The sequence below is a fragment of the Chitinophaga sp. HK235 genome, from assembly GCF_018255755.1.
Taxonomy (GTDB): Bacteria; Bacteroidota; Bacteroidia; order Chitinophagales; family Chitinophagaceae; genus Chitinophaga.
The window spans coordinates 422,510-436,263 of the sequence record NZ_CP073766.1 but is presented as its reverse complement, the minus strand read 5'-3'; the positions used below and the strand labels follow the sequence as shown (position 1 = coordinate 436,263).

Sequence of the window (13,754 nt, the reverse complement as noted above, 5' to 3'; positions counted from 1 at the left end):
GGATGTTAATCTAAGGTTTTAGTGCTTTTATAACGGCATCAAACGTTTGCCAAAGAATTTCCTCGTTCAGGGAGAATGGCTTCCCTGCTATAAAGCTTCCCTGATGATGAAAACGGAGCAAAGAATAAAGCGGTCCAAAGGCGATCGACCACCAAGTCTCAATGGGCATGGGTTTCATTTCTTTTCGTGCCAACGCATTTTCTACAAACCGCTTCATAATATGCGTAATCCGTCCATCAAGGTGTGCTGATATCTTTTCCGCATAACTGGACATATGCAGTTTTTCCATGAACTGTGTAGAAAGTGGATTAGCCATCAGATAACCAGCCCTGTTCTTCCATTGTTTGCGTAAGCCGGTTTCAAAAGACTGCTCCGGATCAAAATCTTTTAATGCCGCATCAATCAAACGTGTCCCCTCTTCTATTGCCACCTGAACGATCAGGTCGTCTTTGTCCTTGTAATAGATATACAAGGTGGCAACGGAGATCCCGCATGCCTTGGCGAGGCTGTTGACTGAAAATTTTTCGACGCCATTGGCAACGATCATCTGCACCGTCATTTTCTTGACGAGTTCCTCTTTTTCCGCATTCCGGGTCCGCATATTTTTTTACAACGTTTGGTAATTCAAAAATAAGTGAATATTCGCTTATTTATAATTTTCAGGGATTTTTTTGCCGCTTGATAATTTTGTCATTAGTGAGATGATGGCATTTTAAGCCACTGTAGCAGATCCTGCAACATCTGCTGTTTGTAATGGATGGTATCTTGGGAATCCATCGTATTCCGGAAGAAATGATCCGTAGGGTATACTTTATAGGTCAGGTTAGTTTTTCCCAGGCGCAAAAATTCCAGCGGCACATAATCCAGGCCATAGACCAGTGAATTCCGGTCATGCATACCGGCAGCGATAAAAAGCGGGATAGATAGCCTGGAGAAATTGTGCAGAGGCAGCTCAGTACCATAACCGGCCCATCTTTGGTAAGTATGCCCCTCCCACTCTTTCCGGGTATCACCCGGGTGCCGATAGATATCGGCAAACACCTGCATGAGCGAATCAACCCGTTGTTGCGCCGCAGCATAGGTAATATGACCTTTTAGCGCCTCCAGGCGGGCATCGATTATAAAGTCGTATAGTTGGTTGAGCCCCGCGCCAAAAACACTGGCGCAATGTGTTACCTTTTTATTGATGACGGCTACTTTGGGTGCTACCTGTGCTCCTTCAGAGTATCCATATACCACGATCTGCGCCTGGTTGACCAGAAACCTGGCACAAACGGCATCTATGACAGCGGATGCAGCCTGCGCCCGCCAGGTCAGGCTACTGCGTTGACGGTATGTGGCCGGCATCGGCAACAGACTGTCTATTATTTCCAGGCCGGCAGTATCCCCGTTAACCTGTATTGTGTCACAGAAAGGGATGCCAGGTTTACCAATCATCACCACATGAAAGTGATCGGCCATCTTCAGCATATCCTGGTCAAAGGTGTTCATCACTTCCATCCGGTGCGTCTCCTTTACCAGAACGGCCAGTGGAAAGTGGCCGGAGCCTTCCAGCAATATGAGTAATGGCTTTCGGGTTTGCAGCTCCCTGGTGGTGATATAATAACGGATATCCCCCAACGAAGGATGATGCAGCGTACAGGCTTTAAGGTTATAGTCTTCCGGCGTAACAGGTTGTGCATAGCTACGGGTTGTCATCAGCAATAAAAAAAGACAACCCGTCCATCTGAGTATTAGCGTCATAAGCTAAATATACAAAAACAATCTCAGCGCAGTGTTACCGCCGGATTAGCCCTGGCAGCCTTTATCGCCTGCAGGCAGATCGTCAGAATAGTGATCAGTACAGCCAGTACAGCGGTGATCACGAATACCCACCAGCCAATGTGGATACGGTAGGCGAAGTCCTGCAGCCAGCGGTCCATTATAAACCAGGCTAACGGAGACGCTACTACGATAGCTACCACCACCAGTTTCAGGAAGTCTTTGGAGAGCAGGGCTACAATACCGGTTACACTGGCACCCAGTACCTTGCGGATACTGATTTCCCGGGTACGTTGTTCAACTGCGTAGGTTACCAGCCCAAACAGCCCCAGACAGGAGATCAGGATAGCGAAACAGGTAAAGGAAACAAATATTTTACCGGTGCGTTGCTCTGCCTGATACAAGCGGTTAAAATCGTCATCCAGGAAAGTATACCGGAAAGGCTGTCCATCCATGCCTGGCATGTTATGGAACTTATTTTCCACTTTGCTCATCAGTGCTGTAATATTATCTGTACTGATGCGGAAAGCCATGCAGTTGGGCCGGTGAGCCAGCCTCATCACAATCGGTGGTATTTTCTTGCGTAACGAACCACTGTTAAAATCCCGGATGATACCGATCACTTTCAGTGGTTTATATCCGTCGTAGTTGGGATAGAGGAAACGGTTTTCGAGGTCGGTGAAGCCCAGCAATCTGGCGGCTGTTTCATTGACCAGGAGCGCATTGCTGTCTGATGGCATATCCGGCGAAAAGTTCCGGCCCTTTGCAATCTGCATGCCCAGCGTATTGATATAATCGGCATCTACGTTCCATTCAAAAAGACCCAGCACCTGACCGGCGCTACCAGCCGCATCTCTGGAATAGATGCTGGTGTTCATAATAGATGAAACAGGCAGCACATCAGCCATAGTACCGGCTTTTACGCCTGGCAGCTGCAGTATTTCCTGTTTAAAAGCCGCGGCATGCACCCAGAGTGATTGGGTATTTTGCAGCACCACCACCTGCTCCCGGCTATAGCCCAGTTTTTTGTTGCGGATATAATTCAGCTGGCTGTAGATCACCAACGTGCCCACAATGAGGACTACCGCGGTAGAAAACTGGAATACCAGCAGACTGTTGCGGAGCCAGCCTCCTCTGAATCCTGTTGACAACTTTCCTTTCAGCACCTTCACCGGTTCGAAGGAAGAAAGAAAGAGCGCCGGATAAGAACCTGCGAGCAGCCCAACTATAACGATGGTTAGCAACATACCCGGTAACAACCACCTGTTGAATAACAATGCTACAGTAATCGTTTTGCCTGCCACCTGATTGAGGTAAGGCAGCAACGCCCAGGCCAGCCCTATTGCAAACAGCAGTGCAATCATACTTGTGAGCACTGACTCAGTCAGAAACTGGGTAACCAGGTTCCTGCGCTGTGAACCGAGTACCTTTCGCACACCTACCTCTTTGGAACGGCCGGCAGAACGGGCAGTAGACAGGTTCATGAAATTGACGCAGGCCATAAGCAGAATAAACACAGCCACCACCCCAAAGATGTATATATACTGGATGTTACCGGTAGGCTCCACTTCATTCGTGAAAGGAGAATACAGGTGGATTTTAGTGAGCGGAAACACATCATAGCGGAAGTGGCCACCACTGCGTTCTACCTCAGCAATACTGCTACCCGTCATTTTCCTGAGCGGGCCATCCATATAGTTTTGTGTGAGTGTTTTCAGGTAACTATTGATAGTAGCCTCGCTGATATCAGGCCGTACCAGCAGATAGGTATCGTAGTTATCCGCCATCCAGCTGGTATTGCGACTGTCCGGCAAACCTGCCATCGCTTTGATAAAATCAAAATGCATATGCGAAGCGGCCGGCATATCTTCCATTACCCCCGTTACCTGATAATCATCTGTATTGTCCACATGCAGTATTTGTCCCACAGCACTGGTAGTACCAAAATACTTCATGGCCATTTTTTTGGAGATGACCATTGTAAAGGGACGTGCAAGTGCTGTTTTAGCATCACCTGCGATCAGCGGGAGGGTAAAAACATCGAAGATGGTGGAGTCTGCAAATCCGGCATTTTTCTCCATCTGTGTTTCATTGCCTTTTTTGATGAGGATGCTGCGGTCGCCGAAGCCCCGCAGGCGCACATAGTTTTCTATACCCGGAAAATCTTTTTTCATAGTGGCCCCCAGCTGGGCAGGCGTGTATCTTTCGCGGAAAGCATTTCCGTTAAGGAGAAAATCTGCGTTTACGCGGTAAATACGATCTGCCTTTTTATTGGACCGGTCGTAGCTCAGCTCATCAATGATAAACAATGTTATCAGCAGACAAGTGGCCAGTCCTATCGCCAGACCGAAGATGTTGATGGCGGAAAAACCCTTGTTTCTCCAAAGGTTCCTTACTGCTATTTTAAAATAGTTCCTGATCATTTACTGGTTGATTTATACCTGTCATTAAAAATGATGACGGGTGCGCGGATCATACCATAAAAAAGATAATGCCATAATACAAGCTAATGAAAATCAGCTTTTTAAAATTCATCTTTTCAGAGAAATGTGCGATTTCAAAACAGACCCTGTTCATTTCCGGACATGGTGCTAATGCTCCATGATACGGTTTTCACGGACATCCTTCAGATGCGCCATGATGCTCGGTGGTAAGAGCGGACTGTCGAATGGCAGATCAACAGAGGTTTTCTGAAAATTTTTCAGGTTGGGCACCCTGTCGAATATTTCATAAAGTGCGATGGGCTCTTCTGAGAAGCTGACACAGGTGCTGATAAAGGACAGCTCGTTGATCTGAAAACCGGGCTGTTTCATTTTCTCTTCCACATCTTTCAAGCGTCCGACGAAGTGCCGTTGCCGGATGAAGGTGGTGCTGTTCATGATGATAAAAAGGTAGTTGGCGTAGGACGTGATTTTCCCATAGTACATGTGATTGTCTCTGCCGGTACGCTCCACCAGGTATTCATCTCCGGAGCGGTATATCTCCAGGGAGGAACGCCAGATACGGTCTTCTTCCTTTTCGCCCCGCATGGGCAGGTTGCGGTTATAACAGTACCAGTAACCTACCAGATGCTCCAGCAGTTTATGATTGACTGGTGCCAGCGGTATACCGATTTTCAGTTCATGAAAAGGAAATCCTTCTGAGGCGGTATTGATAAAATCGATATAATTCGTATATCCCAGTACGTTAGCGATGGTATTTAATCGGGAGAAACTGGGGGTACTGATAGTGGCTACCGCGGTCCGGTTTTTCCAGGGCTTGAGTTTTTTGATCACCAGGTGCTCATAAAAATAGTTATCTCCGAAAGATAACAGGGCTGTTGGCACTTTCCCTTTTTTCCGTTGTTTCTCCAACAGTGTATTAAACTCAGCGGAAACATGTGCCCATTCTATTTTTGACACGTCTTTCCATTCTTTTTTACGAAGAAATTGCCAGGAAATATAATTCATCAAACGTTCGAGGTTGACCAGCTCTTCCCTTGTCATAATAAGACGATTTTAAGACGGTAATAAGACACTGTAAGATAATCAGAAGATTCGGGTATTACCGGAAAATTTCAACTTTCCATCAACAACAATAAAACATAAAATATCATGAAAACAAACACACACTACACACCGCGTATCCGTGAGGGGACCACTTACCATCAGGACAGCCTATGGCAAAAGATAGCCGCTTTCCGCTTTGACGATCCTGCAGCAGCCCTGCCCTTCTCCCGCAAGCTGGCCCGGGAAAACAAATGGGACCCGGCCTTTACACACAGGGCTATCAACGAATACCGCCGGTTCATTTACCTCTGTTGTATCTCTCCTACCGGCGCTTCTCCTTCCTACATTACTGACCAGGTATGGCATTTGCATCTGCTGTATACGCAGAACTACTGGGAGGAATTCTGTGACAAAACACTGGGCATCAAACTACACCATCATCCTTCCAAAGGCGGGCCACCCGAGAAAGCCAGACATGATACATGGCAAGACCAAACCCTGGAGCTGTACCAGGCTGTTTTCGGAGAAAGCCCACCCGCTGATATCTGGCATGATTCCCCTCCTCCTTTCCGCCTGTTTCCACGAATTGTTTCCCGAATCTTTCACCTGCGCTCGCTGTTTCCTTTCCTGCTACTGACCAGCGTATTTCTGACCGGATGTACTGCCGGCGGAATCGCCTTCAGCCTCCTTCCACTCGCTATAATTATCTACCATAACGCGAGAAAAAGTAAAAAAGACAACTCCGACACAAGCTCCGACTGCACCAGCGGCAGCAGTTGTGGCAGCTCCTGCAGTTCCGGGAGTTCCTGTAGCAGCGGCGGTGGTTGTGGTGGTGGTTGTGGCGGTTGCGGTGGCGGAGGTGGTGATTAAATAACCTTACAATCCAATCAACATGCGTACTTCATCCCCATGGTCCGGTTACTGCATCGCTGCAGGCTGTGGCCTTTCCATACTCCTTTTCCTCCATTTTTATTATCAGCGATGGAATCCCTTTATGCTGACAGGTCCGCAGTTCCTTGTTTTTTACATCCTGCTGATAATAGCTACCGGGGCTAATATCCTGCTCACGTGGCAGCGGCAGCCAGCCTTCGCCCGGCAACTCAATGCCGGCTGCCTGCTGATAGGTATAGCCCGGCTGATACAGGGACTGTATCACCACAAGCCGGTGGGGTTTCTGTTACTGTTACTGCTGTTACCGTTGATCACTGCTTTTACCCTACGGCAGGACGATAAATAACAACGCGTATTTTTTACAAATACTTCAGCCACCACTGCTGATGCGTTGCCCGGTATTGATTGTACCAGCGGCATGGCCGGTACAACACTGCTACCACAGCTATCCAGATCAGGTATACTACCGGCAACGAATATCCGAAATTCATAGGCCGGAATTGAAATGGTACCCGCAGATCCATGATTTCAGTAGTCTGATGTCCGGTAAGGAAAAAGACCACTACCAGCAAGGCATGCAGCAGATAAAAATGTAAGAGGTAATAGAAAAAAGGTACCCGGCCATATACTGACAACACATCCGACCATTTGTTTTTGACCTGCTCAAAAACAGCCAGGGCCAGTATTGCAGGGCCCAGTGTCATACCGGCATACTGCAGGGAAGGCGGATATTTGCTGGTGTTCAGGAATGCCAGCACATTACGCAGAAAGTCAGGCTGATGAACCCATGGCATCGGATTACCATACTGGTTGATAAAACGGAGCAATATAAATAGAACCACCAGTCCCCAGCCTGTCAGCAGCAGCCGTTGTTTTCTTTGTGCCGCCGGAAAATCGCTGGTAAACCATTCGCCTATAGAATACCCCATCAGCATGATGCCTGTCCATGGCAGCACAGCATAAAACACACCCACAACATGAGTAGCATCCAGTGGCAGAATCATAGGCCTGGAGGTGAGCAGCACCTGCCACAGCACCGATGCCACTCCTTCTTTAGGAAAGTTCATATAGTCGACCACGTTATGGCCCAAAAACAGCAGCAGTCCCACTATCAGCACAACTTTCCGGGACCAGAGGCTGAGCAGTCCCAATATTATCATGCTCCAGCCGATAGCCCATATCACCTGCAGGAAGATAAAGTTAAAGAAGGGGTTATAGGTCAGCGCGAAGTTCACTATGGTGAGTTCGGCCACCACCAGCCATAGTCCTCGTTTAATCAGGAAAATACTGGCAGCAGACTTTGTTTTCTTCCGGGCTGCGAGAAAAGCGGAGATGCCGGACAGCAGCACAAAAGTGGGTGCACAGAAATGGGTGATCCAGCGGGTGAAATACGCGGCAACGGTGGTAGTGGCCGGGTCCATCGGATCTGCCGTCATAGCAGTAATGTGGAAATAATCACGGGCATGGTCCAACGCCATGATCACCATCACGAGTCCACGCAGCACGTCAATAGAAGAGATTCTGTTAGGAGTGGTTGTGTTCATACAGGGCGGTTTAAAAAGTAATAGCCCGTCTGGTACCATGACCAAACGGGCTTACAGTATTATTGTGGTTGATATGGATCAGCGTTTTTCATATGCCGGTGGTTCCGGGTTTTTGTAGCTTTTGGTTTTAAGTAGTGATTTTATTTCGATGATGGCACGTTCTATCTGAGGATCGATGCCTTTGGCCATATCGGCCAGGTTTTCATCTACTGCGATATCCGGGTCTACGCCATGGCCTTCACGAAACCAGGTCCCATCGGGGTTGTACATGCGGAAGTTAGGTGCGGTCACTTCTCCACCATCCACCAGGGAAGGTGCTCCGGAGATACCGATCAGGCCACCCCAGGTACGGCTACCGATCAGGGGGCCGAGGCCTGCCTTGCGGAAGTAGTCGGGGAAGGCATCACCACCGGAACCGCTCCAGCCGTTGATCAGCATTACTTTAGGGCCAAAGTTGCCCACCATCGGTGCTGATACGGGTGCTCCATCGCGGGTAGCCCAGAAAGCCCATGGTTTGCGGTTGAGCAGTTCAATGAAACGATCCGGGATCTGGCCACCGTTGTTAAAACGTTCATCGATGATCAGGGCTGCTTTGTTCCACTGGGCACTGAACTGACGTACCAGTTCATCCTGGCCATCGAGGCCGGTGCTGGGTACATAGATATATCCTACCTGATTGTCGGTGGCATCTGCAATGTGTTTGCGGTTGCTTTCAATCCATGCCAGGTGGCGCAGGCGGTAATCACTTCTGAGTGTTTTTACCACGGCTGTTTTAGCACCTTCCAGAGAAGGACGGGCGTTATAGGTGATTTCCACTGCTTTATCTGCGAGCCCCTGGAAAGCACTAAACGGCTCTGCGGTGGTTGTCAGCGGCACTCCGTTTACGGCCAGGATATAACTGCCTTCGGGTATGTTTACACCTGGTTCATCGAGTGGGGAGCGGGCTTCAGCGTCCCAGTCCGCACCGCGGATGATACGTTTGATCTTGTAGAAATTGCCGTCAGCCTCCCAATCCACACCCAGGTATCCAACGTTCACCTGGCGGGCGTTTTCCAGATCACCACCGCTGTTGTAGGTATGAGAAGCATTCAGTTCAGCGATCATCTCACCCAGCACAAAATTCACTTCTTCGCGGGTGCGGGCACCTTCGAGGATACGACCGTATTTTTCCTTTACTTCGTTCCAGTTGACACCATGCATACCCGGATCATAGAAGAAATCGCGTTCTATGCGCCAGGCGTCAGTGAACAGCTGTTTCCATTCCTGTACGGGGTCCAGCTGCATGATCATTTCATTGATACGAAGGGTTTTGTTTGCCTTTTGGTTTTCTTCTACATCGATGATAGCATAACGATCACCGGCTATGAGAATTTTTTCACCATTGGCTGACAGCTGGTATGCTCCCGGATTTTTGATGATTTCTTTTTCTTCTCTTTTTCCGAGATCGAAATATTTCAGGGTTGCCTCTTTATCACCGGAGCCGGTATTAGGTGCGTTGATGTACAGCACTTTACCTTTTACAGCATTGAGGCGGGAATAGTTACCTGCCGGAACGGGCAACAGATACAGCCTGGTTTCTATATTATCCAGATCGATTTTTACTTCATTGCCAGGGGCTTTAGCGGGTTCAGCTTCTTTCTTCTTTTCGTCCTTTTTGGGTGATGCCACTTCTGTGTCTTTACCTGCTTCCACTACATCATTACGTGTAGACATCACCGGTGGAACGTCTTTCCGCAGGCTGATGGCGGCCACTTTAGTCGTATTGGCATAGATGAAGGAATTTTCCACATCGCTGTAGATGGGTGTAAATGTTCTGTTGGTAAAGACGAAGAGGTATTTACCTTCCGGATCGAACACCGGATCTGATGTGTCGTAGTAATCACTAGTCACCTGATGGCGTTGGTTGGTGGCTACGTTGTAAACGAAAGCAGTATTATGTCCGTTGTAATGATCGCGGCTATATGCCAGCCAGCGGCTATCGGAAGACCAGCTGCATTTCCAGTTGTGGCAAGCTCCGTCTTCATAACGCAGCGCCTTGTCTACATTGGTCACTTTGCCGGTAGCTACTTCTATGATATTTATTTTCATCGTCTGGTCGATGCAGGCGATTTTTTTATTGTCGGGAGACCAGTACACATGGTAACGGAAACCAGCGCCCAGGTGAGTTACCTGTTTGGCGGCGTCCTCCTTGCCGGCTTCCGCCAGCCACAACTCATATTCACCGGACTTATCACTCCACCAGGCAATGTATTTGCCGTTGGGTGACCAGGCCGCATCACGTTCAGCCACACCGCTGGTACGGGTCAGGTCTTTTACGAAGCCGTTTTCAGCGGGCAGGGAAAATACATCTCCCCTTGCACCGATCAATGCACGTTTACCATCAGGGCTGATATCTGCATACAGGATATCCTTGTCTGCCACAATGGTACGTGGTTTCAGGGTAGACACATCTGTAGTGATATTTATTTTCACTTCCCTGGATTGTTGGGTTTCGAGGGAGAGTGTATACAGTTTGCCACCTGCTTCGTATACAATATCTGCAGGTCCCATAGCCGGGGTATGTACATCATAGTCGGTATAGTGAGTTACCTGTTCAAAATTTTTGGTATCTACATTATACCGCCAGAGGTTCATCCTTTTTTCCTGACCACGGTCGGACAACAGGTATATATGGTTTTTATACCACATCGGGAACTCGTCCCCAGCTTCACTTTTAGCTGAAATGTTTTCTGACTGCCGGGTATCAAAACGGAAAATATGAATATCGGCTTTCATCCCACCGCGGTAACGTTTCCAGTTACGGAAACTCTGCGTACGTGTGGTGAGTGCCATGCTTTTTCCATCGGGAGAATAGCTGCCGAATTCGGCATACGCCAGTGGCAATTTACTTGCGGGGCCGCCGGTTTCCGGAATGGTATAAAACTGATTGAAACGTTCTTTGGTACTTTCTCTTGTAGAAGCAAACAATACCTGTTTACCATCAGGAGTCCAATCTATAACACGGTCTGTATACCCGTGCTGGGTGAGCCTTAACGGCACACCGCCGCTTACCGGCATTACATATACATCACTGTTACCGTCGTAATTGCCGGTGAAAGCCAGTTTACGACCATCGGGAGAGAAACGCGGGAATACTTCCACGCCGGAAGGTGAGGTAATTCTGATCGCAGTGCCTCCTTCTTTAGGTACGAGCCAGATATCGTTGGCATAACTGAAAGCAATCTGTGTCTGGGATACGTCCGGATACCGGAATAAGCTGGCATTAACTTGTTGTGCGCTGGCATGTACACCCCATAAGCAGGCCAACATCAGCAATTGACTTTTCTTCATACGCGGTTGATTGTTAGTTGATCTTTTCCGGTCAGAGGGTTTCCCGGATAAACGAATGTAGGAAAAACAAAACATTTTTACTTTTTATTTATACGACCTTATTAAACCGGCACCCGCCCGTTTTTTCTAAAGACACAAAGGCCGCTATGAGGTTGCATCATAGCGGCCTTTTTATTTATCTATTTACTTATTTAGCTATTTAGTTATTTATCTAGTGATAAGATACCAGTTGCCGTAAGTGATGTTCCAGGTGAACAACATAATCATTGATCAGGTAGGCCAGGGTAACGGGTTCGGGTTTACCGGTATTACAGGTGCGCTGCAGCAGCTGTTCCGGTATATGCTGTGCAATACCCAGCAACAGCCGGTTGAAGGCAGTCCAGCTATCGATCAGCTGCTTGCTGTGTGCCTGCTGATGGTAGCTGTGTTTATTCCATTCATTCTGGTTATAGGTAATAGTGGGTGTTTCTTCAAACTGTATCCTTACAAAACGCTGGTGATTATTGGCAGCGCTGTCGATCAGGTGGCCCAGGATTTCTTTTTTACTCCATTTGGATGGCAGCGGTTTAAAAGAAAAATCTTCTTCGCTGATAGCGGTCAGTAATGGAGGGATGGTATTACAAAGATACTCCCAACGTTGGAGGCTGGCAGAGATCATAGATTATTTTTTTATTTTGTTATTTTATTATTTTAGAGGTCCATAAATTCCCAGGCGCTCTGGTAGGCATTCCTGGCTTCTGCGTAGGCGATAAAATCTGCATAAAAAGGCAGTTGCGACAGAGTACCGCTATCCCCTACCACTACCAGTTTTTTCTTTGCCCTGGTCATGGCGACGTTCATACGCCGGATATCCGCCAGAAAACCGATGTTGTTGTCTGCGTTGCTGCGGGTCATACTGATATAAACGACATCACGCTCCTGGCCCTGAAAACTGTCTATTGTGTTCACGGATATGTTAGCTGTATGCGGGAGCAGTTCGGGTGCATGTTGCAGCTGTTCCTGCAGCAGGTATACCTGTTGTTTATAGGGAGAGATGATGGCGATTTCCGGGAATGCAGATGAGGAGGATTGCGCCTGCCAGGCTGCAACTAACTGCGACAGGTGTTTAAACAGGAACGAAGCTTCTTCCGGATTGGTGGTGCTGGTACCTTCCTGTTTTTCATCGAAACCGCAACCGGCAGTATCCACAAAGGAAAGCGGCACATCCTGCGGGAAAAGCCGGTGATCAGCCACGGTATGATGTGCTTTGAGTTTGTCCTGATAAAATACAGCAGAAGAATACCCCATGATCATTTCGTTCATGCGATACTGTTCTTCCAGCAGCACTACTGTTTCTGGATGGAGTGCTACACATTTCTCCAGCAGGGTGTTGCTGAGTCCTTTGCGGGCAGCTTCGTTTGACTTGATGGTAGGCGGCAGCTGGCAATGGTCTCCTGCGAAAACAACCTTATTTGCTTTAATCAAGGGTATCCAGCAGGCAGGTTCCAGTGCCTGGCCGGCTTCATCTATCACAACGGTATGGTAGCGGACATTGCGCACGGTATAATGGTTGGCACCTACGAGGGTGGCCGTTATTACCTGTGCTTTAGCGATCAGGTCGTCGGTGATGTATTGTTCGGTTTTATCGACCTCTTTCATGATCTTATGTGCTTCATCAAAGAGGGCTTTGCGTTGTTCTCTTTCGGCCTTGCCAAAGTTGCGCTTGTATTTATGCGCCATGTTTTTGTATTCGCCGGCTTGTTTTTTCAGGCGTTTAACTTCCTTCATGGTGGCATGTTCTGCCATTTTGCTATCGAGCGTAAGCGACATGAGCCTTTCGGAGACGCGGGCAGGGTTGCCGACGCGCAATACATTCAGGCCTTCATCAGCCAGTTTTTCGCTGAGGAGGTCTACCGCAGCGTTGCTGGGGGCCACTACCAGGATCTTTTGCTGGTCCTGTTTTACGAGGGCTTTAATGGCCTGTACCAGTGTGGTGGTTTTACCGGTGCCCGGAGGACCGTGTACAATGGCCAGTTCATTAGCCGACAGGATTTTGTTGACCGCTTCCTGCTGTATAGTATTGAGCCGTGGAATCACCAGCGGCTGGCGGGTTGTATCGAAAGAAGGTTTTTTCTGACCGGTAAGGATCTGCACCAGGTGACCTTCAGAGGCTTTCTCTGCCAGGGCTGACGCCTGTTTCAGGGCCTGTTGCATTTCATCATAACTGTTATCATCGAACAACAGGTCTATTCCCAGTTTACCGTTATCGGCCCATTCCGGCAGTTCATCTGTGCGGAGCATAAGCTTCAGCCGGTTGCCACCCTGGTAGGTGACGGTCCCTTCCACCCTGTCTTTCTGAGGATCGTGGTTGGAGAAAAACATCGCTGACACCCCAAAACGAAGCTGGTGCGCGATATCCTGATGGGTAGTGCGTTCCACTTCCACGGTGAGATAGTCGCCGCGGCTCATTTCCGAGCCTCTGATCGCTATGGGGTACCAGGTAAGACCATTAGCCCTGCGTTCTGCCACAGTGCTTGATTCTGTCATCTTCAGATATGACTGCCTGTCTTCCTCCCGCTCCATCTTCATCAGATCGAGCAACTCTTTGAAATAGACTGTGGTGGACATGATGATATTTATTCTCCTGATATGCGAGTATTATAGTTTTTTATGAACGCAAAGATACGCTACCGGAGCCGCAATCCGGAAGATACAATACAGATGCGATATATATTATTTTGCTTTTATGTTGTTATTGTTG

The 13,754-nt window shown here is 48.3% G+C and carries 10 protein-coding genes; 2 read left to right on the top strand and 8 right to left on the bottom strand.

Annotation, left to right across the window (positions count from 1 at the left end; translation table 11 throughout):
• Positions 1-10: 10 nt before the first annotated feature.
• The 4 genes from KD145_RS01075 to KD145_RS01060 form a co-directional block, all read right to left on the bottom strand.
• Positions 11-601, bottom strand: coding sequence for a TetR/AcrR family transcriptional regulator (locus KD145_RS01075; RefSeq protein WP_212004084.1), 591 nt, complete (start codon positions 599-601; stop codon positions 11-13).
• A gap of 92 nt (positions 602-693) precedes the next feature.
• Positions 694-1,743, bottom strand: coding sequence for a hypothetical protein (locus KD145_RS01070; RefSeq protein WP_212004083.1), 1,050 nt, complete (start codon positions 1,741-1,743; stop codon positions 694-696).
• Positions 1,744-1,766: 23 nt separating this feature from the next.
• Positions 1,767-4,184 (bottom strand): ABC transporter permease, encoded by a 2,418-nt coding sequence (locus tag KD145_RS01065; protein WP_212004082.1) that lies wholly within the window; start codon positions 4,182-4,184, stop codon positions 1,767-1,769.
• Positions 4,185-4,352: 168 nt separating this feature from the next.
• Entirely contained in the window at positions 4,353-5,246 is an 894-nt protein-coding gene (locus tag KD145_RS01060; RefSeq protein WP_212004081.1) for a hypothetical protein, read from the bottom strand.
• A 108-nt stretch (positions 5,247-5,354) separates the two neighbouring features.
• Here KD145_RS01060 and KD145_RS01055 point away from each other — a divergent pair, with 108 nt between their 5' ends.
• Both KD145_RS01055 and KD145_RS01050 read left to right on the top strand, forming a co-directional pair.
• Positions 5,355-6,119 (top strand): hypothetical protein, encoded by a 765-nt coding sequence (locus KD145_RS01055; RefSeq protein WP_212004080.1) that lies wholly within the window; start codon positions 5,355-5,357, stop codon positions 6,117-6,119.
• A gap of 22 nt (positions 6,120-6,141) precedes the next feature.
• Entirely contained in the window at positions 6,142-6,486 is a 345-nt protein-coding gene (locus KD145_RS01050; protein ID WP_212004079.1) for a hypothetical protein, read from the top strand.
• Positions 6,487-6,499: 13 nt separating this feature from the next.
• Here the strand turns inward: KD145_RS01050 and KD145_RS01045 are convergent, their stop codons facing one another.
• From KD145_RS01045 to KD145_RS01030, 4 genes are all read right to left on the bottom strand, one after another.
• Positions 6,500-7,684 carry a DUF1624 domain-containing protein gene (locus tag KD145_RS01045; RefSeq protein ID WP_212004078.1) on the bottom strand — a complete coding sequence of 395 codons (1,185 nt, stop codon included), beginning with the start codon at positions 7,682-7,684 and terminating at the stop codon, positions 6,500-6,502.
• Between the two features lie 78 nt (positions 7,685-7,762).
• Positions 7,763-11,014: a S41 family peptidase gene (locus KD145_RS01040; RefSeq protein WP_212004077.1), complete on the bottom strand. Its 3,252-nt coding sequence runs from the start codon at positions 11,012-11,014 to the stop codon at positions 7,763-7,765.
• A gap of 211 nt (positions 11,015-11,225) precedes the next feature.
• Positions 11,226-11,672 carry a DinB family protein gene (locus KD145_RS01035; protein WP_212004076.1) on the bottom strand — a complete coding sequence of 149 codons (447 nt, stop codon included), beginning with the start codon at positions 11,670-11,672 and terminating at the stop codon, positions 11,226-11,228.
• 32 nt (positions 11,673-11,704) lie between these two features.
• Positions 11,705-13,621, bottom strand: coding sequence for an AAA domain-containing protein (locus KD145_RS01030; protein ID WP_212004075.1), 1,917 nt, complete (start codon positions 13,619-13,621; stop codon positions 11,705-11,707).
• Between the last annotated feature and the right edge of the window lie 133 nt (positions 13,622-13,754).